This window comes from Rhizobium sp. 62_C5_N11_2 (assembly GCF_051811185.1).
In the GTDB taxonomy this organism is placed as follows: Bacteria; Pseudomonadota; Alphaproteobacteria; order Rhizobiales; family Rhizobiaceae; genus Rhizobium; species Rhizobium leguminosarum.
This window is the reverse complement of record NZ_JBPWPW010000001.1, coordinates 2,846,561-2,867,688: the sequence shown is the minus strand read 5'-3', so window position 1 is coordinate 2,867,688 and position 21,128 is coordinate 2,846,561. Positions and strand designations below refer to the sequence as shown.

Below are 21,128 nucleotides of genomic sequence, written 5' to 3'. Positions count from 1 at the left end.
CTTTTTAGCGTTCAGGGCGTGTAGCGCGCCTCTGCTACAGTTTGATGACGCGGGCTGTGGGCGCCGTTCTTCGGAGGCTTCGACCTCCTCGGGCGAGCAACCGGGATGGCTCTCCTGGGAAAGTGATCGGGACGATGGCCGTTCTTCGCTTCGGCCCCTTTCCGGCGCGTGTGATTCCTGCTTCTCTCCCGGCATGGAGGAATGCCATGCGATTTGTCCTGCGTATCCTGAAGGCGCTTGCTCTCCTTCTCGTTCTCCTCGTCATCACTGCCGCCAGCTGGCTCTTCATCCGGCCGCCGGAACTGCTCAGCGTCGGCGACGGCTATGCCGCCAAGATCGTCTGCTCCAATGTCTTCATCGCCGGCCGGGGGGCCGAGGATGTGCTTCATGACGATGTCCAGGCGCCCGGAAATCCGCTGCTGCGGCTCGTGCGTGTCAGCGTCGACCGCGACAACGACCGCGTGACGGCGCGCTTCATGGGACTGTTTGCGCCGAGTTATGCGCTCTATCGCGGCGCTTTCGGCTGCGCGAGCGTGCCGGACGGCAATTTCGAGGCGGCGGCGAATGCAGCGCCCTTCGATCCACCGGCCAAGATGCAGCCGAATGACGCCTTGTGGCCGGAGGGCGAGGGCACCGGCAACCCGGCGGACGGCAAGATCGCCGCGCTGCTTGCCGATGCCGGCGTGGCCGGCCCTGCAATGCGGGCGATCGTCGTGGTGCGCGATGGCCGCATCGTCGCCGAAGCCTATGGCCCCGGCTTCTCGGCAAAGACGCCGCTCATCGGCTGGTCGATGACGAAGACCGTGAATGCGGCGGTCCTCGGCCGGCTGATGCTCGACGGCAAGATCTCCTTTGACGATGATAACCTGCTGGCGCAGTGGAAGAACGATGCGCGCGCCAGGATCAAGGTTTCCGACCTGCTCGGCATGGAGAGCGGCCTTGCCTTCAACGAGGACTATGGCGACGTCGCCGATGTGACGCGCATGCTCTATCTCGATCCCGACATGGTATCGCTGCCGGCCAATGCGCCGATGGAGGCAGCACCCGGCCAGCGCTTCCGCTATTCGAGCGGTACGGCCGTGCTCTTGTCACGCATCTGGATGGACAGGGTCGGCAATGCGCAGGCCGCCTTTTCCTATCCGCACGACGCGTTGTTTTCGCCGCTCGGCATGACGAGCGCGGTGTTCGAACTCGATGCGCGCGGCACGTTTGCCGGAAGCTCCTATCTCTATGCGACGGCGCATGACTGGGCGCGCTTCGGGCAGTTCCTGCTGCAGGATGGCGTGTGGAACGGCCAGCGGCTGCTGCCGGAGGGTTTCGTCGGCGCCATGCGTACCCCGACGGCAGCGTCGAACGGGCGGTATACGCAAGGCCAAGCCTGGCTCGCTCCTGGCGGCCCAAGCGCCGCGTTCGGACTGCCGGAGGATACGTTCTGGCTGACGGGGCATGACGGGCAGAGCATGGCGATCGTGCCTTCCGCCAATCTGGTCGTCGTCCGGCTCGGCCTGACGCCAAGCCGGCTCGACTATCAGCCGCAGACGCTGCTGAAGAAGATCCTGGCCGCCGTGCCGCAACCGGGGGAGCCGAAACAGCAGGCCGGGTCACAACAAAAGGCGCAGCCGCAGCCATAGGCCGGAGCTGCGATCGCCGTTTCAGCAATTGCCTTGGTGTCAGTAGTTGCCTTGGGCGATGTCGGTCATGCCCTTGCGCTTGGCGTCATAATAATAGCCGCGCGCATAGAGGCGGACGGCATCGTCTTCCTTATTGTCGGAGACGAGCCAGGCGCCGCGCAGATATTTCGCGGCATATTTGATGTTGGTCTCGGCATCGAAGAGGCCGCCCGGGGCACCGTCATAACCCATGGACTTGGCGGTGTTGTACTTGATCTGCATGAGGCCGAAATAGCCGCGCTTGTTGTAGGCCTTCGGATTATAGCGGCTCTCGCGATGGACGATGCGGTGGAGCAACGTCTCGGGAATCTCGTAGACCTTCGAATATTTGGCGATGAGTTTGGTGACGAAGCTCTTCTCGACCGTCGGCGCATCGTCTTTGTCGTCGTCGCTGAACATCGGGGGCGCCGTCGGCGGATCGATCGGCCCGGATTCGTCGAAACCGTAATCCATGCTGGCGCGTGGCGTGGTGTCAACTGCGGCAAGTGCTGCAAGCGCACTGTTTTGCGGTGTCGCAGCAAAGGCAAGCTGCGTCGTCGGCTGTGCGGGCGCTCCCGGACGCGGCGTCGGCACGACGGACTGGATCGCCGTCATCTCGGGCGTCAGCGGAATCTGCGCGTAGGCTGCCGGCTGTATGCCTGCCTGCATGGCGAGATCGGCAGGCTGAGAGGTCGCCACGGCCGGCATCGCCGTTGCGGTCAGGGAGGGGGGTGATGCCTGAGGGATGGTGGCGCCAGCGACAGCTGCGCCTTCGGCTGTCGGGATCGCGGCAAGTGTTGCATCTTCGCCGGGCTTCGGCATCGGCACGACGGTCTGGGCGGCTGTCAGTTCGGCCTGGGACGTGTATTCGACGCTCGCACATCCCGTCATCACGCCGCAGAGTATCGTGGAAACGACAAGACTGCGTTTCAGGCCGGATAATCCGATCGCTACCATTCCGCCACTTTCGTGAAATCGCGCCGCCCCGGCAGCGTATAAAAGTTACCAAAAACCTTAAGCCCTGGTGACCCCATTAACCTATTCGTGGCATTCCGGCAACCACGGAGTATTACTAGGCTGCAATACGACGATACCCGGCCGTTACGGCACCTGCAGCGATCAGCAGAGTGCCTCCGGTTCGGTTCACGGCGCGCTGGATGCTCGCCTTGCGAATCAGTCCGCGCGCGGCATGGGCGAGAAACGCGTAGGTGGAAGCGTTGAGGATCGCCAGCACGAGGAAGGTCGCTTCCATGATCGCCATCTGGCCGAGGAAGGGCAGGGCCGGATTGAGGAACTGCGGCACGAAGGCGACGAAGAAGATGATGCTCTTCGGATTGAGGGCGGTGACAACATAGGCGTGGAGGAAGATCTTGAGGGACTTCTCCTCCGGCAGATTGTCGTTGTCGGCAATCGGTTCGCCGATGATGGGAGCCCGCCAGAGCTTGAGTCCCAGCCAGATCAGGTAGGCGCCGCCGATCCACTTCAACACGGTGAAGAGGGTCGCGGAGGCGGCCAGAACAGCACCGAGACCGAAGAGAGAAGCGGTCATCGCGGTGAAGTCACCGAGCGCCACGCCGCCTACCGTCGCAAACGCCGTCCTGCGTCCATGACCGAGCGCATAGGAAACGACGAGCAGTATCGTCGGCCCCGGTATGGCCAGCATGATGGCGGATGCCGCCGCAAAAGCGAGCCAAGCTTCAAGTGACATGGTGTCTCCTCCTATTCCTCGGGAACAAGCAAAGACATCATATTAACCATCCGTCAATCACGCTTCTTTGTATTTCTGGCCTATATTGTCCATGACTTCGGCAAACCATGCCGTCGAAAGGTCAAAAGCCTTGCCGCCCTTGATGCGCGGGAATTCTATAGTGCGCAATTTACCGTTCTGGCCTTCATCATGGCCGGTGACGCCGGAGACTTTATTGAGCGCGCTTTCGACGGCGAGATCGACCATGCTCTGGATCAGCCGCAGGTCGTCGCTATTGGCGGGCGCCGAGCGGGCGAAATAGCCTGATTTCTGTACGAGGGAACGCTCGGCGTTCAAGAGATTGGCGAACTGCTTCTGGAACCATGCGCCGACATTGATCGTGTCGATCTTCACATGGCCGAAGGCATCGCGCTTGACGGTCTCGCCGGCGGCTTCGCGCTCGGCGACGATGGCGTCGAGGCATGCGCCTTCCGAGACAAAGACCGTGGCATGGCCGTTGCGGTCCATGCTTTCCGTCAGGCGGGCGGCTTCGGCGTCGAGGTCGAAGGCCATCTCAGGCAGGTAGACGGCGTCGATGCTTTTCAGATGCGCGTCCATCATCAGGCCGTCGACATACTGGTTGCGGCTGGTGCGCTGGAGATAGGCGCGAGCGGTGGCGGCCGTCAGCCAGCCGCAATGGCGGCCCATGACCTCGTGGATGACGAGGGTGCGGGGTGCGGCCGTCTGTTCGTTGCTGACATTGTCGAAGAAATGCGCGCCGACTTCGGCGGCCGTCCAGGCGCCGAGCGACTGGCGGATCGGCACGACGTCATTGTCGACAGTCTTCGGCAGGCCGACGACGGTGAGATCGTAGCCGTTGGCGGCGAGGTAGGCGGCAAGGTCGGCGGCCGTGGTGTTGGTGTCGTCGCCGCCGATCGTGTGGAGAATGGTGATGCCGTCATTGGCAAGACGTTCGGCGGCGACCCGCAGCGGGTTCTCGCCTTCCTTGACCAGGCCGCGCTTGACGCAGTCGGCGGCATTGGTGAGCTTGACGCGGCTATTGCCGATCGGCGAGCCGCCGTAGCGGTGCAGCAGCGGCGCCTTTTCGCGCATCTGGCGGGTGATCTCGAGGCTGTCGCCGATCAGCACCCCTTGGTAGCCGGATTTGTAGGCGACGATGTCGAGATCGGGTGCGATGTCGCTGTAGCGTTCGATGAGGCCGCCGACGGCGGAAGAAAGACAGGGCGCCAGGCCTCCGGCGGTCAGCATTGCGACTTTCTGTTTGGCCATGATCCCTCCTACGGTGTTTCGGTGCGGCAGCGTTAGCTAACGCATGGATGCGGCAGGGAAAGGGCCCTGTAAAGTAAAGAATTTACGAAAAATGCGCCTTTCTGCCGTGTTGAACTGCAAAGGCGACCGGAAGTGCGGATATAATCGTTTCAAGCCCGGTCTGCCTGTCGGGGATCTGTTGTGGAAATTTCCATCGCGCGCTCCGCAGCGTACGTGCCTGGCCAATGGCGGCGACCGCTAGCCAGGCCTTAAGGTAAGATAAAGCGGGGCGATGAATCGTTTGCTGCGGTGCGACAATTACCAAATCGTGAAAACTGTGTTCGGCCCTACGACCAATAGTCGCCTTGCAAAGGCTGCGATTCTTTGGTCAAGCTGTTTGTTATAAGTTGACAAGTGTGTGAGATTTTCGATGTCCTTCTGGGAAAAGCTGTTGAATGCCATTGGCAATACCGCAGGCAATGCGCTGTCTGCGGTGGTCGAGGCTATCCGCACGGTTTTCGAAGGCGATCCCGAGACCCGGCGTAAAGTGGCTTTCTCCGTGGCGATCATCGCGCTGTCGGCCAAGATGGCCAAGGCCGACGGCATCGTTAGCGAGAAGGAGGTCGAAGCCTTCCGCGAAATCTTCGAATTCCCGCAGGATCAGGCAAAGAACGTCGCCAGGCTTTACAACCTCGCGCGCCAGGACGTCGCCGGCTACGAAGCCTATGCCGAACGGCTTTCCACGCTCTGCGTTACTTGCGCAGCCAATTGCACAGTGCTGGAAGACGTGCTCGACGGCCTCTTCCACATCGCCAAGGCCGATGGGCTGATCCACGAGAAGGAACTGAATTTCCTGCGTCATATCGGCGAGATCTTCGAGATGAGCGAGACCCGCTTCGAGCAGATCGCTGCCCGCCACGTCTCGTCCGGCGGCGATCCCTACAAGGTTCTCGGCGTCTCGCCTTCGGACGATTTCCCGACCATCCGCCGCCGTTACCATGGCCTTGTCAGCGAACATCATCCCGATCGGCTGATCTCGCGCGGCGTGCCGAAGGAATTCCATGTGATCGCCAATGAGCGCATGGCGGCGCTGAACGCGGCCTATGAGGCGATCGAGAAGGAACGCCGCGCGGCATGACCTCTTTCGAGGCCGACTGCAGAAGCGCTCGCGTGCAGCCCTCGCCGAACCATGGCGAGCGGGCGGACGGGCGCCATCCCGATATGATCCTGCTGCACTATACCGGCATGCCAACGGCTGATGGCGCGCTCGACTGGCTCTGTCGCGCCGAGAGCCAGGTTTCCAGCCACTATTTTGTGCATGAAAACGGCGAGGTGGTGCAGCTCGTGCCGGAAACACGGCGTGCCTGGCATGCGGGAAAAAGCAGCTGGCACGGCGAGACGGACATCAATTCTCTGTCGATCGGCATCGAGATCGCTAATGCCGGCCATCCCGGCGGACTCCCCGATTATCCGAAAGAGCAGATCGCCGCGGTGATCGAATTGTGTCGCGACTGTGTCAAACGTTGGTCGATCGTGCCGGAACGGGTGCTCGGGCATTCCGATGTCGCCCCCATCCGCAAGGTCGATCCGGGCGAGAAATTCCCCTGGGCCGAGCTCCACCGGGCGGGCATCGGGCACTGGGTCGAGCCGGCAACGATCACCGGCGGGCGCTTCTTCCAGCGCGGCGATACTGGCCAGCCTGTCGAGGCGCTGCAGTCGATGCTGTCGCTCTATGGTTACGGCACTGAAATCACGGGTGAATTCTCCGAGAAAACGGCGGGCGATGTGGAAGCTTTCCAGCGCCATTTCCGGCCCCAACGGGTAGATGGCATCGCCGATTTCTCGACGATCGACACGCTGCACCGGCTGCTGTCGTCGCTGCCGCGTTATACCTGACCGGAAGAACCGGATATCAGGACGGATTTCTCGCGGCCGGCGAGAAAACCGCCTCGCCACATCATTTCCCTATTATCTCCTCATTGCGATGGTCTAAGAACGCCCGCTGAACAGCGCTCGCGGCTGTTTTCAAGTGTAACCATGAGCGCCAAATGAAACGATAAGAATTGCTACGGAACGCGACCAGTCCTGGGTCGCGTGTGACCGGATGACGGCGAGGCGCGCAGTCCTGCAATTCTTTGGGTCGGAGTGAAGAGACTACATGAAGAATATGATTGTTGGTGCTGCGGCATGCGTTGGCATGCTGCTGGCGGGATATAGTGTTGCCTTGGCTGGTGATGACTGGGGTGTCCGGGCCGAAACCATCTCGCTGAAAACCGTCGATCGCCAGAGCGGCTATGCCATGCCGGATTTTTCCACGAGCATTCCCTATGCCGCACTGATCAACAAATATGCCGCTGAATACGATGTGCCCGTCGCACTCGCCCAGGCTGTCGTGCGCGTCGAGAGCAATTTCAATCCGAACGCCCGCGGCAGCGCCGGTGAAGTCGGCCTGATGCAGATCAAGCCGGCGACGGCGCGGATGATGGGTTATTCCGGCTCGAAGAAGGGCCTGTTCGATCCGGAGACCAACATCAAATACGGCATGAAGTATCTGGCGGCTGCCCATCAGCTCGGCGGCGGGCAGACCTGCAACACTATCCTGAAATACAATGCCGGCCATGCCGCCACGCGCATGAACCCGGTGTCGAAGACCTATTGCGGCAAGGTCCTGGCGATGCTCGACTGAGCATAGTCTGACGCGTCCTGACGAAATTCCCTTGCGGCAATTTTGCGATGTGAATCAGTGCGCTTGCCGTGATATCCCACCTTGAAACGAGGTGGGATATGGCAGTCGATTTCAGGTTTATCATCATCGGACGCGGCATGATGGGGGCTGCCGTCGCACGGCATCTCTCCTCGATGGCCGACGGCATCGCGCTGATCGGCCCGCGCGAGCCTGAGGAGCGCAAGGCTCATCACGGTGTCTTCGCCAGCCATTACGACGAAGCGCGCATCACCCGCACCTTCGACGGCAATCTTGCCTGGGGAACCTTCGCCGCCCGCGCGCTCGACCGCTACCGCGAGATCGAGGCAAGGAGCGGCATTTCCTTCTATTCGGAGGTCGGCTGCCTCTTTGCCGCTCCTGAGAAGGGCGAGCAGGACTATATCAAAAGGGCGCTGACCGTCAGCCGGACACTCGGCAGCGATATCGAGACCATCGCGCCGTTAGACCTTCGCCGGCGGTTTCCCTATCTTGCCGTCGATCCGGATTTCAGCGGGTATTTCGAACGCAGGCGCGCCGGCTACATCAACCCGCGGGCGCTGGTGCGGGCGCAGACCATGCTTGCCGAACAGGGCGGCGTCTCGCTTATCGAGGCAACCGCGACATCCGTGCGCGATACCGGTTCCCATGTCGAGGTGACGGCAGGCTGCAGAAGCTACGGCGCTGAACGTGTGCTGGTGGCCGCCGGCGGATTCAGCAATTTCCATACACTGCTGCCGCGTCCCGTCGATACCAGGGTGATGGCGCGCACGGTCGCCTTCTACGAACTCGGCGAGCGCGAGATGGCGGTTTTCGGCGGCATGCCGTCGACGATCGTGCTCGGTGACCGAGAAGAGGATCACATCTATATCCTGCCGCCGGTGCGTTATCCCGACGGCAAGACTTATCTGAAGCTCGGTGGTGACACTGAGGCGCTTTCTTTCAGCCAGTTGGAAGATGCCGGCGCGTGGTTCCGTTCCGACGGCAGTGCTCCCGAGCGCGATCATCTCGCGCGTGTCGCCCTGCAGCTGATGCCGGAGCTTGCCGGCTGCCCTGTCACATCGGCGCCCTGTGTGGCGAATTTCACGCCGACCGGTTATCCCTATGCTGGATTTACGCAGTCGCCGCGCATCGCGGTGCTGACCGGCGGCAATTTCGTCGCGGCCAAATCCTCCGACGAGCTCGGGCGGCTGGGAGCGGTGCTTCTGGCGGAAGGAAGGCTCGGGGATCAGGATTTCGGCGGCGAGCTGACGCCGGTCTTTGGTTGAGGGGAAATGTTATGGCAGTCGATTTCAAATACATCGTCGTCGGCCGCGGGCTGATGGGGGCAGCGGCGGCGCGGCATCTGGCGCGCCAAGTGGACGGTGTCGCGGTGATTGGGCCGGACGAGCCGGATGATCGCAAGGCGCATCAGGGCGTCTTCGCCAGCCATTATGACGAGGGGCGCATCACTCGTACCATCGATCCCGACCGCAATTGGGCACTGCTCGCCAACCGCTCGATCGGCCGTTATGGCGAGATCGCCCGCGACAGCGGTATCGATTTCTATCGGGAGGTGGGCTGCGTCGCCGTCGCGCCGACGGGAGGCGATTATATCGAGAAGACCCGGCGGGCCGCCATTTCGCTGAACGTCGAAACCAGCCTTCTCGATGAGGCCGGGCTGAAGGCCGCCTTTCCCTTCTTCGCCTTTCCTGATGGGGGCACGGGCGTCTTCGAGGCGAGGGGGGCCGGCCACATCAGTCCGCGCAAGCTTGTGAAAGCCCAATCGCTGCTGGCGGAAAAGGCAGGTGCTGCCGTCATCCGCGATCATGTCATTTCGATCCGCAGCGAGGGCGGATGGGCCGCCGTCGAGACGGCCGGTGGCCTGACCTATCGCGGTGCAAAGGTGTTGCTGGCAGCGGGCGGATTTTCCATTGCGAAGAATCTGTTGCCGCGGCCGGTTGCCATGACGGTTTATGCCCGGACCGTGACGCTCTTTGAAGTAAGCGAGGCCGACGCGGTGCGCCTGGCCGCGATGCCGTCGCTCATTCTCAGGGCGCCCGGCATCGATATCTACCTGCTGCCGCCGATCCGGTATCCCAACGGCAAATTTTACCTGAAGATCGGCGGCGATCCTGACGATCTGGCGCTTAGCGACGAAGCGGAGATGCGCGCCTGGTTCAAGACCGAGGGGCGCGATACGGTGCGCGCGCATCTCAAACGCATCGTTGAAGGTCTTGTGCCCAATATCGTGCCGCTTTCGATTTCGACGGCCGCTTGCGTCGTGTCGCATACGGAAAGCGGCTATCCGATGATTGGCTATACTTCCTCGCCCGAGATCGCGGTGCTGACGGGCTGCGCCGGCACGTCGGCCAAGAGCTCGGACGAAATCGGCCGGCTTGGGGCCGAGCTGCTTTTATCAGGCGGAATCGGCGAAGAGGGCTACTCCACGGATTTCACACCGCAATTTCGCTAGAGCATTTCCGTTTTTCTCCGAATCACGGAAGTGCTCTCTCTTTTGTTCCTACGCAATTGCGGACGCAAAACCGCTGCGCATTTTTGCTGGAATAGCTCCAAGCGATATCATTTATTTCGATAGCAATTGCGATCTCTCTCGTTTATGGGAGCCCTGCCAGTTGGCTGGGCAGCCGCGCTTTACCAATGCCGAAAGGCGGTAGGGTGAGGAAAGTCCGGGCTCCACGGAAACACGGTGCCGGATAACGTCCGGCGAGGGCGACCTCAGGGAAAGTGCCACAGAAAGCAAACCGCCTGTCATGACAGGTAAGGGTGAAAGGGTGGGGTAAGAGCCCACCGCATCTCCGGCAACGGAAATGGCACGGTAAACCCCACCGGGAGCAAGACCGAATAGGGATGACGCGGCAGGCCGAAAGGCCTTCCGGCTGGTTTCCAGGCCAGTCATCCGGGTGGGTTGCGCGAGGCAGCGTGCGAACGCTGTCCCAGAGGAATGGCTGCCACGTTCCGGTTCACGCCGGAGCCTTACAGAACCCGGCTTACAGGCCAACTGGCGATTAACATCTTGCGGCGCGTCGGCCGGATTTTCACCGTAAGTCGCTGAAACTGACTGTTATCGAGCGGATGTTAATGCATTCATGGGTTGATTTTTCTCGCTTAGCCACCACTACGTGTCGTTTGTAAGATGGCGATGCTAACCCTTTGTTAAACTTAACGGCTTATAAATTTTTGATCATGCGTCCATTGCAAAATGGGCGTATCCCATTGACGCCCATATGGTCCCATGCTATCCCAAATGCGCACTGCACCAGGGCAATCACCTGCCCATTCATCGCAAAGTAAAGGCGTCTTCCTCTCCGGAAGCGTCGGAGGGGTTTTGGCTCATCCGGCTTGCGAAGCTGTGCCTGATATCGGGAGTTTCGGGCGTCTTTTGGTCCGGATCCCTGCGGGAACGGATGTTTCGTGTCATGAACCGCTTCCTTTCGAACGCGACCAACAGGATCGATGCCAAGGGCAGGGTTTCCGTGCCTTCGGCTTTTCGTTCCGTGCTGGCGCAGCGCAATGTTCAGGAGCTCTATTGCTTCCAGGACTTTGTGTTTCCGGCGATCAGCATCGGCGGTCCGGATCTTCTCGAAAGATTCGAACGGCAGATTGCTGCGGAGGATCCGTTTTCGCCGGATGCGAACGAGATGTCGCTTCTCATTCATGGAGGCGGGGTCTTCATGAAGCTCGATGCCGAGGGGCGGCTGATGGTCACGGATTTCATTCGCGGCTTTACCGGTATCTCGGACGAAGTGACCTTCGTCGGTCGGGCGGATCATTTTCAGCTCTGGCAGCCGCAGGCTTTTGTGGCCGCACAGGCGCAAGCACGAGGGGAGCGCAAGCTGGCGGGCAAGCGTTCCTGAAAGAACGAGGGAACGGAATGGTGGCGAATCCTGGCGGAGGTTCAACTGATGCCGGTGGCGGACCGGTTCGTCACATTCCTGTTCTACTCGAAGAAGTGCTTGCGGCGCTGGCGCCCGCGCCCGGCAAGCTCATCCTCGATGGTACATTCGGTGCGGGCGGTTACAGCTCGGCCATCCTTGCGGCCGGCGCCGAGGTGATTGCGCTCGACCGCGATCCGACGGCGATTGCATCGGGGCAGGCGATGGTCGCCGCCCATGGTGGTCGTCTCAAGCTTGTTCATTCGCAATTCTCGCATCTCGCCGATCATGCGCCGCAGGGCGGGCTCGATGGTGTCGTGCTCGATATCGGCGTCTCCTCCATGCAGATCGACGAGGCCGAGCGCGGCTTCTCCTTCCAGAAGAACGGACCGCTCGACATGCGCATGTCGGCCGAAGGTGTTTCGGCCGCCGATGTCGTCAACCGCGCCAAGGTCGCCGATCTCATCCGCATCTTCCATTTTCTCGGCGAGGAAAGCCAGGCGCCGCGCATCGCGCATGCGATCGAGAAGCGCCGCGCCGAAAAGCCATTTGAGACGACGCGCGATCTCGCCGGTCTCATCGAGCTCGTTACGCCGCGCAAGATGAAGGACAAGATCCATCCGGCAACGCGCGTCTTCCAGGCATTGCGCATCTTCGTCAATGACGAGCTCGGCGAACTGGCGCAGGCGCTGTTTGCGGCGGAAACGGCGCTGAAGCCCGGCGGGCGGCTCGTCGTCGTCACCTTTCATTCGCTGGAAGACCGCATCGTCAAGAAATTCTTCTCCGACCGCGCCGGCAAGGCGTCGGGTTCACGGCATCTGCCGGTCGCGCATGAGCGAGCGGCAACTTTTGCGGCTATCGGCAAGGCGATGGTTTCGGCAAGCGAGGCGGAGGCCGAGATCAATCCGCGCGCCCGCTCCGCCAAGCTGCGCGCCGGCCTGAGGACGGACGCCGCCGCCGAAGCCGCGGATATGTCGCTCTTCGGGTTTCCCAATCTTGCCAGTCTCGGAAAGCTTGGTGGTTGATATGCTGAAAACCTTCGATCTCGTGCTTATCGGCGTCATGACGGCCACCGCCGCCGTGACCTACACGATCAAGCACCGCGCCGAATTGAAGCTCGAGGAGGTTCATCGCCTCGAAGCCGAGATCAAGCTTGAGAAGGACACGATCGACCTTCTCAAGGCCGACTGGGCGCTGCAATCGCAGCCGAACCGGCTGGAGCGGCTGGTCAAGTCCTATAATGACGAATTGAAGCTGCAGCCGACGGAATCGACGGCGCTCGTGCATGCCAAGGAATTGCCGATGCTGAAATCCGAGGTTCCCGTGCCTGACGTGACGGAGGCCAAGGCCAGCGCCAAAGGCACGACCGTGGCCAGCGCCAAGAGCGCGACCGTGGCCAGCGCCAAAGGCGCACCGGACACCGCCAAGGGCGCGCAAGCCAACGCCAAGGCGCAGCCCATTCCGATGTCAGCGCCACGCGGCGAGGCAGAAGATGCAGACCAGATCGAAACCGGATCGGTGGAGGAATAATGTCGTTTCTTTCCCGCATCATGGTTTTGAAGAGCCAGGCGCATTTCTCCGCCGGCGTCTATAACCGGTTCGGCGGTCCTTCCCCCGCCGGCCTGGCGATCGAGGGATCGCGCAAGAAGAAATCCGGGCAGGCGAAAAGCCGCGTCGGCCTGCTGATCCTTGGCTTCATGGGCGTCTACGCCGTCATCGGCGGCCGTCTCGTCGAATATGCGATGAAGGATCAGGAGGTCGTCTCCAGCATTCTGCCGCCCGACCGGCTGATGGCCTCGCGCCCGGACATTCTCGACCGCAACGGCGAGGTACTGGCGACCGACATCCGCACCGTCTCGCTGTTTGCCGAGCCGAACAAGATCGTCGACGCCGACGAGGCAGTGGAGAAACTTGCAACGGTGCTGCCCGAGCTCGACGTCAGGGACACTTATAAGAAGCTCTCGGTCAAGACCTCGCATTTCGCCTGGCTGCGCCGGCAGCTGACGCCGAAGCAGCAGAGCCAGATCCTGGCGCTCGGCATTCCCGGCATCGGCTTCCGGCCGGAGAAGCGCCGCTTCTATCCGGGCGGCTCGACCGCCGCGCACATCCTCGGTTACGTCAACATCGACAACCGCGGTGTCGCCGGCATGGAGAAATTTATCGACGACCAGGGGCTTGCCGATCTCGCCTCGGTCGGCATGACCAGCGACCAGCCGCTCGAGCCGGTGCGGCTATCGATCGACCTGCGCGTGCAGAACATCGTGCGGGACGCGGTCGTCAACGCCGTTAACAACTTCCAGTCCAAGGGCGCCGGTGCCGCGGTCATCGACGTGCATACGGGAGAAGTGCTGGCGATGGCATCGGCGCCGGATTTCGATCCGAACGATCCGCAGGAAGGCGCCAAGGACGGTTGGCTCAACCGGATGACCAACGGCACCTTCGAAATGGGCTCGACCTTCAAGACCTTTTCGCTGGCCATGGCGCTCGATAGCGGCAAGGTGAAGATGACCGACAGTTTCGATGCCAGCAAATCGATCTATATCGGCGGCTTCACCATCCACGATTTTCACGGGCAGCGCCGCTGGCTGACTGTTCCCGAGATTTTCCAATATTCTTCGAATATCGGTACGGCGCGCGTCATCGACATCGTCGGCATCGATGCGCAGAAGGACTATCTGACCAAGTTCGGCCTCTTGACGAAGATGCAGACGGAACTGCCCGAAGTGAAGATGCCGAGCCAGCCGCGCGTTTGGAAGAAGATCAATTCGATCACGATTTCCTTCGGCCATGGCGTCTCGACGACGGCGCTGCAGACAGGGGTGGCCGCCGCCGCCCTCGTCAATGGCGGCAAGCTGATCGAGCCGACATTCCTGCCGCGCACGCGCGAACAGGCCGATCAGATCGCTACGCAGGTGATCAAGAAGTCGACCAGCGACAACATCCGCTATCTCCTTGATTTCAACGGCTACAAGGGATCCGGGCGTGTTGCCCGCGTGCCGGGCTTTGCCGTCGGCAGCAAGACCGGTACGGCCGACAAGGTGGTGAACGGGCGTTATTCGGCGACGCTGAACTTCAATTCCTTCATTGCCGCATTCCCGATCAATGATCCCAAATATGCCGTGATCACCTTCTGCGACGAGCCGAAGACCGGTGAGAAGCAATATGGCGGAACGATCTCCGCCGGCACCGCCGGCCCGATCGCTCGTGAGATCATCAGCCGCGCGGCCCCCATTCTCGGCATCGAGCCGAAATTCGGGGAGGGCGGATCGGCCTTGCTGGTGTCTTATTGAGTGTGAATGAATATCGACGCTGATTCGCGAGGGGTGAACCGGCTTCAAGAGAGAAAAGTGCGTTCGATGAAATTGCGAGACCTGGCCGGAGATCAGTTTCCGGAACTTGAAGCACAGCTCGAAGGCCCGGCAGGCTTGCTTGATATCTCAGGCCTGTCTTCGGATAGCCGCAAGGTGGCGCCTGGCAATGCCTTCGTCGCAGTCGCCGGCACCAAGGCGGACGGCGCAGGCTTCATCGCGGATGCCGCCGGCCGTGGCGCTGCCGTCGCGATCGCCTCCCAAGCCGTCGATGCTTCGATCCCCGTGCTTGCGGTCAAGGAGCCGCGCCGCTTCCTTTCCATCGCCGCCGCGCGTTTCCACGGCAAGCAGCCCGATACCATGGTCGCCGTCACCGGCACGGCGGGCAAAACCTCCGTCGCTTCTTTCACCCGGCAGATCTGGGCGCATGCGGGCCACGCGGCTGCGATGATCGGCACGACGGGCGTCGTTTCGCCGACGCGCAACGAATATGGCTCGCTGACGACGCCCGATCCGGTGTCTCTGCACGCGCTGCTGGCGGAACTCGCCGGAGAAGGCGTGACGCACGCCGCGATGGAAGCGTCCAGCCACGGCCTCGACCAGTGCCGGCTCGACGGGGTGAAGCTTGCTGCCGCCGCCTTCACCAATCTCGGCCGGGACCACATGGATTATCATCCCACGATCGAGGCCTATATGGCCGCCAAGATGCGGCTTTTCGATACGCTGTTGCCGAAGGGGTCGCCGGCAGTGATCTTCGCCGACGATCCGTGGTCGGCGCAGGCGATCAAGGCCGCGACCGATGCCGGTCACGACATTCGTACCGTCGGGCGAAAGGGCGATTACCTCTCGTTAAAGCGCGTCGAGCACTTCCGCCACAAGCAGATGGCCGAAATCCATATCGGCGGCGAGATCTTCGAGGTGGACATTCCGCTGGCCGGCGATTTTCAGGTGGCCAACGCGCTGGTCGCAGCGGGGCTTGCCATGTCGACCGGCGTTGAGGCGAAGGTTGCGATGGCCGCGCTCGAGAAACTCGTCGGCGCGTCCGGCCGTCTCGAACTCGTCGGCCATACAAAAGACGGCGCGCTCGCCTATGTCGACTACGCCCACAAGCCGGATGCGCTGGAAAACGTGCTGGGCTCGGTCAGACCCTTCACCACCGGCCGCGTCATTGTCGTTTTCGGCTGCGGCGGCGACCGTGACCGCGGCAAACGGCCGATCATGGGCGAAATCGCCTGCCGACTTGCCGACGTCGTTATAGTCACCGACGATAATCCGCGTTCTGAGGAGCCGGCCTCGATCCGGGCGGAGATCATGGCAGCAGCAAGCTGCGCCGCGGAAATCGCCGATCGCGCCACGGCGATCCGCGAGGCTGTTGGCATGCTGAGATCCGGCGATACGCTGATCGTCGCCGGCAAGGGGCATGAGGAAGGGCAGACGATCGGCGGCGTCACCCTGCCGTTCTCCGATCATGCGGAGGTGCGCAAGGCCTTGGAGGAGTTGAAATCTTGAGCTGGCTCTGGACGACGGAAGACATGATCGCAGCGATGGCGGGGCGCCCTTTCGGCACGCTGCCCGAAGGCATCACCGGCATTTCCATCGACAGCCGCTCGATTACTCCAGGCGAAGCCTTCTTCGCGATCAAGGGCGACCGTGTCGACGGTCACGACTACGCATCGATGGCGACGGCGAACGGCGCTTCCCTTCTCGTCGTCAGCGAGGCGAGGCTTCCCGCCATGGGCCGCCTGACGGTGCCGATGATCGTCGTGGAAGACGTGCTCGCGGCACTTGGCCGGCTCGGCCTTGCCTCGCGCGAGCGCTCGCGGGCCCGGATCATCGCGGTGACCGGATCTGTGGGAAAGACGACCACCAAGGAAATGCTGCGGCATGTGCTGTCGCCCTCCGGCAAGGTGCACGCCTCCGTCGCCTCCTTCAACAATCATTGGGGCGTGCCGCTGACGCTGGCGCGCATGCCTGAGGATACGGATTATGGCGTTTTCGAAGTCGGAATGAACCATCCCGGCGAGATCCGGCCCCTGGTGGGGATGATCCGTCCCGATGTCGCCATCATCACGACGATCGCGCCGGCCCATCTCGGCAACTTCAAGAACATCAAGGAAATCGCCGCTGCCAAGGCCGAGATCTTCGAGGGGCTCGAATCCGGCGGCCATGTCGTGCTCAATCGCGACAACGACCAGTTCAATTTCCTCGACCGCACGGCGCAATCGCTCGGCATCGAGCATATCCATTCCTTCGGCCAGCATGCCAAGGCCGAATTCCGGCTCGCAGAATTCAATGGCTCCGACGAGAATTCGACGCTGTGGCTGACGATTGGTGGCGAGACGCTGGAAGTCGCGCTCGGCGCGCCGGGCCGCCATATCGCCGAGAATGCGCTCGCAGCACTCGGGGTCGTCAGGATCGTCGGCGCCGATATGCAGAAGGCGATCGAAGCGCTTGCGACGCTGAGGCCGGAAAAGGGCAGGGGCAAGCGCCACCGGCTTTTAATCGGCGGCGGCAGCTTCACGCTGATCGACGAGAGCTACAATGCGAATCCAGCCTCGATGCGCGCGGCGATCGCGCTGCTGGCGGCCTCCGAGCCGACCGGCCGCGGACGCCGTATCGCCGTGCTCGGCGACATGCTGGAGATGGGCGAGTATGCGCAGAAGGTCCATACCGACCTTGCCGTGCCCCTGCTTGCGGCCGGCATCGAGCATGTCTGGATGGCTGGAGCCGAGATGGCTGCGCTGAAGGAATCGTTGCCGGAAAGCGTGCATGTCGACTATCGCGAGAACACGGACGAATTGACGGATTATGTATTGAACTCGGTCGCGCCAGGCGACGTGTTGATGGTGAAATCGTCTCTGGGCATCGGTTTCGGCAAGATCGTCGCCGCGCTCCTTGACAAGTTCCCGGCATTTGCCGACACGCAAAGCGAATTTTGATCGGGTAAACAAGGGGCCCTGAATGCTGATCTGGCTTGTCGAACTGTCGGAATATTTCAAATTTCTGAACCTGTTCAGATATATTACCTTCCGCACGGGGGCTGCTCTCTTCACCTCAGCACTGATCGTCTTCCTGTTCGGGCCGACGATCATCAATTCGCTGCGCATCCGGCAGGGCAAGGGCCAGCCGATCCGCGCCGATGGGCCGCAGACGCACTTCAAGAAAGCCGGCACGCCGACCATGGGCGGGCTGATGATCCTCGCCGGCATCGTCGGCGCATCGCTGCTCTGGGCCGATCTTTCCAACGTCTATGTCGTCGCCACGCTGCTGGTGACGCTGGGCTTCGGCGCGATCGGCTTCTACGACGATTATCTTAAGGTCACGAAGCAGAGCCACATGGGCTTTTCCGGCAAGGCGCGTCTCGGCATCGAATTCGTCATCGCCGGCATCGCCGTCTATTTCATGATGCGCACCGCCCTTGCCTCGGGGATTGCCGGCTCGACCTTCGGCTCCTCGATTGCCTTTCCCTTCTTCAAGGACTTCATGATCAATATCGGCATCATGTTCGTCGTCTTCGGCGGCTTCGTCATCGTCGGGGCCGGCAATGCCGTCAATCTGACGGACGGTCTCGACGGACTTGCCATCGTGCCTGTGATGATTGCAGCCGCCTCCTTCGGCGTCATCGCCTATCTCGCCGGCAACGTGGTGTTTGCGAACTACCTGCAGATCAATTTCGTGCCCGGCACCGGCGAGCTCGCCGTCGTGCTCGGCGCCGTCATCGGCGCCGGCCTCGGCTTTCTCTGGTTCAATGCTCCGCCGGCCGCCATCTTCATGGGCGACACCGGGTCGCTGGCACTCGGCGGCACGATCGGCACCGTCGCCGTCGCCACCAAGCATGAGATCGTCATGGCAATCATCGGCGGCCTCTTCGTCATCGAGACGCTCTCGGTCATCATCCAGGTCGGCTTCTTCAAGATGACCGGCCGGCGCGTCTTCCTGATGGCGCCGATCCATCATCACTTCGAGAAGAAGGGCTGGACCGAGAGTCAGGTGGTGATCCGCTTCTGGATCGTCGCCGTCGGCCTTGCCATGCTCGGTCTCTCGACGCTGAAGCTCCGGTGAGGCGGCGATGATCCCGGTCACGACGCTCAAGGACAGGAAGGTCGCGCTCTTCGGGCTCGGCGGCTCCGGCTTTGCCACTGCCCGGGCGCTGATATCAGGCGGTGCCGAGGTGACCGCCTGGGACGACAATCCCGACAGCGTCGCCAAGGCCGCGGCCGAAGGCATCAGAACGGAAGACCTGCACAACATCGACTGGAGCCAGCAGACGCTGTTCGTGCTGTCACCCGGCGTGCCGCTCACCCATCCGAAGCCGCACTGGACGGTCGATCTTGCGCGTGCGGCGGGCGTCGATATCGTCGGCGACGTCGAGCTCTTCGTGCGCGAGCGCCGCGCTCATGCGCCGGACTGCCCCTTCATCGCCATAACAGGCACCAACGGCAAGTCGACCACGACGGCGCTGGTCGCCCATATCCTGAGGTCATCAGGCTACGACACGCAGCTTGGCGGCAATATCGGCACGGCGGTGCTGACCCTCGATCCGCCGAGGGGCGAGCGCTTTTACGTCGTCGAATGCTCCTCCTACCAGATCGATCTGGCGCCGACGCTGAACCCGTCGGCCGGAATCCTGCTCAACTTGACGCCCGATCATCTCGACCGTCATGGCATGATGCAGCATTATGCAGATATCAAGGAGCGGCTGGTTGCCGGCAGCGATGTCGCGATTGTCGGCGTCGACGACAGCCATTCGGCCTTGATCGCTGACCGCGTCCAGCGGGCGGGTGTCAAGGTGGTCCGCATTTCGCGCCGCAACGTGGTGGCGGACGGCATTTATGCCGAGGGCACCAAACTCATCCAGGCCGCCGGCGGCGCCATGCTGCCTTTCGCCGATCTCGACGGCATCCAGACGCTGCGCGGCAGCCACAATGCGCAGAACGCCGCCGCCGCCGTCGCCGCCTGCCTCGCTGTCGGGGTTTCCGCCGACGACATCCGCGCCGGCCTTGCCTCGTTCCCCGGACTCAAGCACCGCATGCAGCCGGTTGGACAGCGTGGTCGCGTCGTTTTCATCAACGATTCCAAGGCGACCAATGCCGATGCCGCAGCGCCCGCTCTTTCGAGCTATGATCGCATCTATTGGATCGCCGGCGGCCTGCCGAAGGCTGGCGGCATCACGACGCTCGCTCCCTATTTTCCGCGCATAGCCAAGGCCTATCTGATCGGCGAGGCGGCGGCGGAATTCGCGGCGACGCTCGGCGAGGCCGTGCCTTACGAGATTTCGGGTACGCTGGAGCGCGCGGTCGCGCATGCGGCAGCCGATGCCGAACGCGACGAGAACGTTGCTTCAGCGGTGATGTTATCCCCGGCTTGCGCAAGCTTCGATCAGTATAAGAACTTCGAAGTCAGGGGCGATGCCTTCGTCGGCCACGTGGCAGCGCTTGACGGGATTGCGATGCTGATCGGTCCGGCAACAGGAGAGAAATGACATGGTAAGCCGCGCGGAACGTGGGCCTCTGGCCGATTGGTTCTGGACCATCGACCGCTTCTTCCTGGCGATGTTCATCTTCCTGATGGGCATCGGCTTCATGCTGTCGTTTGCGGCATCTCCTGCGGTCGCCGAGCGCATCGGGCTCGAGCCTTTCCACTTCGTCAAGCGCCATGCGGCCTTCATGATCCCCTCGATCGGCGTCATGCTCGGGCTGTCGTTCCTGACGCCGCGCCAGGTGCGACGAACCGCGATCCTGATCCTGATCATCTCGGTCGCCATGATGGTGCTGGTGCTTTTCGTCGGGCAGGAGGTCAAGGGTGGCAGGCGCTGGATCTGGATCGCTGGCCTTTCCATCCAGCCGTCTGAATTCATGAAGCCTGCCTTCGTCGTGGTCTGCGCCTGGCTGTTTGCCGAACATGCGCGCCAGCCGGAGATCCCCGGCAATCTCTTTGCGATCATCCTGTTCGGCATCGTTGCGGCACTTCTTATCGCGCAGCCGGACCTCGGCCAGACCATCCTGACCACGGCCGTCTGGGGCGGGATGTTCTTCATGGCCGGCATGCCATGGATCTGGATCATGCTGCTCGGCATCGGCGGCGCCGGTGGCCTGCTCAGCGCCTATTACGTCTTCCCGCACGTCGCCGGCCGGATAGACAAGTTCATGACCGGCGAGGGTGATACTTTCCAGATCGACACCGCGCGCGAGGCGATCATCCGCGGCAGCTGGTTCGGCCAGGGACCGGGTGAGGGTATCGTCAAGCGCATCATCCCGGATGCGCATACCGACTTCATCTTCTCTGTCGCTGCCGAGGAATTCGGGATCGTCTTCTGCATGGCGCTCGTTGCGCTGTTTACCGTGCTGGTGCTGCGCGGCCTCTCGCATGCCTATCGCGAGCGGAACGACTTCAACCGCTTCGCCGTCGCCGGCCTCGTGCTGCAGATGGGCATCCAGTCGATCATCAATATCGGCGTCAATCTCGAACTGCTGCCGGCGAAGGGCATGACGCTGCCGCTGATTTCCTATGGCGGCTCGTCCATGGTGGCGATCTGCGTCACCGCCGGCTTCATCCTGGCGCTGACGCGGCATCGACCGGAAAAACGCGCGCAGGACCGGAGCCTCTTCCGCGTCCCGCACGGCATGCCGGCGGAGTAGA

At 62.1% G+C, this 21,128-nt stretch carries 18 protein-coding genes and 1 other RNA gene; 16 read left to right on the top strand and 3 right to left on the bottom strand.

All coding sequences use genetic code 11. The features are described 5' to 3' along the window. Positions 1–206 precede the first annotated feature (206 nt). A complete protein-coding gene (locus AB8B31_RS14440) occupies positions 207–1,631 on the top strand; it encodes a serine hydrolase domain-containing protein (RefSeq protein WP_130652776.1) in 1,425 nt (474 codons plus the stop codon). A 39-nt stretch (positions 1,632–1,670) separates the two neighbouring features. Here AB8B31_RS14440 and AB8B31_RS14435 read toward each other — a convergent pair whose 3' ends face one another. The 3 genes from AB8B31_RS14435 to AB8B31_RS14425 all read right to left on the bottom strand — a co-directional run bounded on the left by AB8B31_RS14435 (position 1,671) and on the right by AB8B31_RS14425 (position 4,626). Beyond that, positions 1,671–2,606 (bottom strand): lytic transglycosylase domain-containing protein, encoded by a 936-nt coding sequence (locus AB8B31_RS14435; protein ID WP_065276109.1) that lies wholly within the window; start codon positions 2,604–2,606, stop codon positions 1,671–1,673. 115 nt (positions 2,607–2,721) lie between these two features. Further along, the gene (locus tag AB8B31_RS14430; protein ID WP_018446558.1) at positions 2,722–3,357 is read right to left on the bottom strand and encodes a LysE family translocator; all 636 of its coding nucleotides are present in this window, start codon (positions 3,355–3,357) and stop codon (positions 2,722–2,724) included. Positions 3,358–3,414: 57 nt separating this feature from the next. Continuing rightward, entirely contained in the window at positions 3,415–4,626 is a 1,212-nt protein-coding gene (locus AB8B31_RS14425; protein ID WP_130652775.1) for a pyrophosphate--fructose-6-phosphate 1-phosphotransferase, read from the bottom strand. A gap of 409 nt (positions 4,627–5,035) precedes the next feature. Between AB8B31_RS14425 and AB8B31_RS14420 the strand changes: the two genes are divergently transcribed. The 15 genes from AB8B31_RS14420 to ftsW all read left to right on the top strand — a co-directional run bounded on the left by AB8B31_RS14420 (position 5,036) and on the right by ftsW (position 21,127). After that, positions 5,036–5,743 (top strand): J domain-containing protein, encoded by a 708-nt coding sequence (locus tag AB8B31_RS14420; protein WP_018242874.1) that lies wholly within the window; start codon positions 5,036–5,038, stop codon positions 5,741–5,743. Then, positions 5,740–6,501 (top strand): N-acetylmuramoyl-L-alanine amidase, encoded by a 762-nt coding sequence (locus AB8B31_RS14415; protein WP_018242873.1) that lies wholly within the window; start codon positions 5,740–5,742, stop codon positions 6,499–6,501. Before AB8B31_RS14420 ends, AB8B31_RS14415 begins: the two co-directional genes overlap by 4 nt. 262 nt (positions 6,502–6,763) lie before the next feature. Then, positions 6,764–7,291, top strand: coding sequence for a lytic transglycosylase domain-containing protein (locus AB8B31_RS14410; protein WP_018242872.1), 528 nt, complete (start codon positions 6,764–6,766; stop codon positions 7,289–7,291). A gap of 98 nt (positions 7,292–7,389) precedes the next feature. Continuing rightward, entirely contained in the window at positions 7,390–8,574 is a 1,185-nt protein-coding gene (locus AB8B31_RS14405) for an NAD(P)/FAD-dependent oxidoreductase (RefSeq protein WP_130652774.1), read from the top strand. A gap of 11 nt (positions 8,575–8,585) precedes the next feature. Continuing rightward, positions 8,586–9,761 (top strand): NAD(P)/FAD-dependent oxidoreductase, encoded by a 1,176-nt coding sequence (locus AB8B31_RS14400; RefSeq protein ID WP_130652773.1) that lies wholly within the window; start codon positions 8,586–8,588, stop codon positions 9,759–9,761. Positions 9,762–9,917: 156 nt separating this feature from the next. Further along, positions 9,918–10,315, top strand: an RNA gene (gene rnpB / locus AB8B31_RS14395) — RNase P RNA component class A. 410 nt (positions 10,316–10,725) lie between these two features. Continuing rightward, a complete protein-coding gene (mraZ, locus tag AB8B31_RS14390) occupies positions 10,726–11,163 on the top strand; it encodes a division/cell wall cluster transcriptional repressor MraZ (protein WP_026188472.1) in 438 nt (145 codons plus the stop codon). A gap of 17 nt (positions 11,164–11,180) precedes the next feature. After that, on the top strand, positions 11,181–12,206 hold the full coding sequence (gene rsmH, locus AB8B31_RS14385) for a 16S rRNA (cytosine(1402)-N(4))-methyltransferase RsmH (RefSeq protein ID WP_018242868.1): 1,026 nt from the start codon (positions 11,181–11,183) through the stop codon (positions 12,204–12,206). 1 nt (position 12,207) lies between these two features. Beyond that, positions 12,208–12,711, top strand: coding sequence for a cell division protein FtsL (gene ftsL / locus AB8B31_RS14380; RefSeq protein WP_130653549.1), 504 nt, complete (start codon positions 12,208–12,210; stop codon positions 12,709–12,711). Then, positions 12,711–14,471 (top strand): peptidoglycan D,D-transpeptidase FtsI family protein, encoded by a 1,761-nt coding sequence (locus tag AB8B31_RS14375; protein ID WP_018242866.1) that lies wholly within the window; start codon positions 12,711–12,713, stop codon positions 14,469–14,471. The genes ftsL and AB8B31_RS14375 overlap by 1 nt, the downstream gene beginning before the upstream one ends. A 6-nt stretch (positions 14,472–14,477) precedes the next feature. After that, positions 14,478–15,998 (top strand): UDP-N-acetylmuramoyl-L-alanyl-D-glutamate--2,6-diaminopimelate ligase, encoded by a 1,521-nt coding sequence (locus AB8B31_RS14370; RefSeq protein WP_130652772.1) that lies wholly within the window; start codon positions 14,478–14,480, stop codon positions 15,996–15,998. Beyond that, positions 15,995–17,428: a UDP-N-acetylmuramoylalanyl-D-glutamyl-2,6-diaminopimelate--D-alanyl-D-alanine ligase gene (locus AB8B31_RS14365; protein WP_130652771.1), complete on the top strand. Its 1,434-nt coding sequence runs from the start codon at positions 15,995–15,997 to the stop codon at positions 17,426–17,428. The genes AB8B31_RS14370 and AB8B31_RS14365 overlap by 4 nt, the downstream gene beginning before the upstream one ends. Before the next feature lie 22 nt (positions 17,429–17,450). Beyond that, a complete protein-coding gene (gene mraY, locus AB8B31_RS14360) occupies positions 17,451–18,551 on the top strand; it encodes a phospho-N-acetylmuramoyl-pentapeptide-transferase (RefSeq protein ID WP_003541415.1) in 1,101 nt (366 codons plus the stop codon). A 7-nt stretch (positions 18,552–18,558) separates the two neighbouring features. Then, positions 18,559–19,971, top strand: coding sequence for a UDP-N-acetylmuramoyl-L-alanine--D-glutamate ligase (gene murD / locus AB8B31_RS14355; protein ID WP_131703019.1), 1,413 nt, complete (start codon positions 18,559–18,561; stop codon positions 19,969–19,971). A gap of 1 nt (position 19,972) precedes the next feature. Beyond that, positions 19,973–21,127: a putative lipid II flippase FtsW gene (gene ftsW, locus AB8B31_RS14350; RefSeq protein ID WP_018242862.1), complete on the top strand. Its 1,155-nt coding sequence runs from the start codon at positions 19,973–19,975 to the stop codon at positions 21,125–21,127. Position 21,128: the final 1 nt, after the last annotated feature.

Bases quoted from the DNA above. Each gene is read 5' to 3' on its own strand.
- AB8B31_RS14405 (WP_130652774.1), top strand. From the start codon at position 7,390: ATGGCAGTCGATTTCAGGTTTATCATCATCGGACGCGGCATGATGGGG.
- ftsL (WP_130653549.1), top strand. From the start codon at position 12,208: ATGCTGAAAACCTTCGATCTCGTGCTTATCGGCGTCATGACGGCCACC.
- AB8B31_RS14425 (WP_130652775.1), bottom strand. From the start codon at position 4,626: ATGGCCAAACAGAAAGTCGCAATGCTGACCGCCGGAGGCCTGGCGCCC.
- AB8B31_RS14410 (WP_018242872.1), top strand. From the start codon at position 6,764: ATGAAGAATATGATTGTTGGTGCTGCGGCATGCGTTGGCATGCTGCTG.
- murD (WP_131703019.1), top strand. From the start codon at position 18,559: ATGATCCCGGTCACGACGCTCAAGGACAGGAAGGTCGCGCTCTTCGGG.
- AB8B31_RS14435 (WP_065276109.1), bottom strand. From the start codon at position 2,606: ATGGTAGCGATCGGATTATCCGGCCTGAAACGCAGTCTTGTCGTTTCC.
- AB8B31_RS14375 (WP_018242866.1), top strand. From the start codon at position 12,711: ATGTCGTTTCTTTCCCGCATCATGGTTTTGAAGAGCCAGGCGCATTTC.
- rsmH (WP_018242868.1), top strand. From the start codon at position 11,181: ATGGTGGCGAATCCTGGCGGAGGTTCAACTGATGCCGGTGGCGGACCG.
- AB8B31_RS14370 (WP_130652772.1), top strand. From the start codon at position 14,478: ATGAATATCGACGCTGATTCGCGAGGGGTGAACCGGCTTCAAGAGAGA.
- AB8B31_RS14400 (WP_130652773.1), top strand. From the start codon at position 8,586: ATGGCAGTCGATTTCAAATACATCGTCGTCGGCCGCGGGCTGATGGGG.
- AB8B31_RS14440 (WP_130652776.1), top strand. From the start codon at position 207: ATGCGATTTGTCCTGCGTATCCTGAAGGCGCTTGCTCTCCTTCTCGTT.
- AB8B31_RS14420 (WP_018242874.1), top strand. From the start codon at position 5,036: ATGTCCTTCTGGGAAAAGCTGTTGAATGCCATTGGCAATACCGCAGGC.
- AB8B31_RS14430 (WP_018446558.1), bottom strand. From the start codon at position 3,357: ATGTCACTTGAAGCTTGGCTCGCTTTTGCGGCGGCATCCGCCATCATG.
- AB8B31_RS14415 (WP_018242873.1), top strand. From the start codon at position 5,740: ATGACCTCTTTCGAGGCCGACTGCAGAAGCGCTCGCGTGCAGCCCTCG.
- mraZ (WP_026188472.1), top strand. From the start codon at position 10,726: ATGAACCGCTTCCTTTCGAACGCGACCAACAGGATCGATGCCAAGGGC.
- ftsW (WP_018242862.1), top strand. From the start codon at position 19,973: ATGGTAAGCCGCGCGGAACGTGGGCCTCTGGCCGATTGGTTCTGGACC.
- mraY (WP_003541415.1), top strand. From the start codon at position 17,451: ATGCTGATCTGGCTTGTCGAACTGTCGGAATATTTCAAATTTCTGAAC.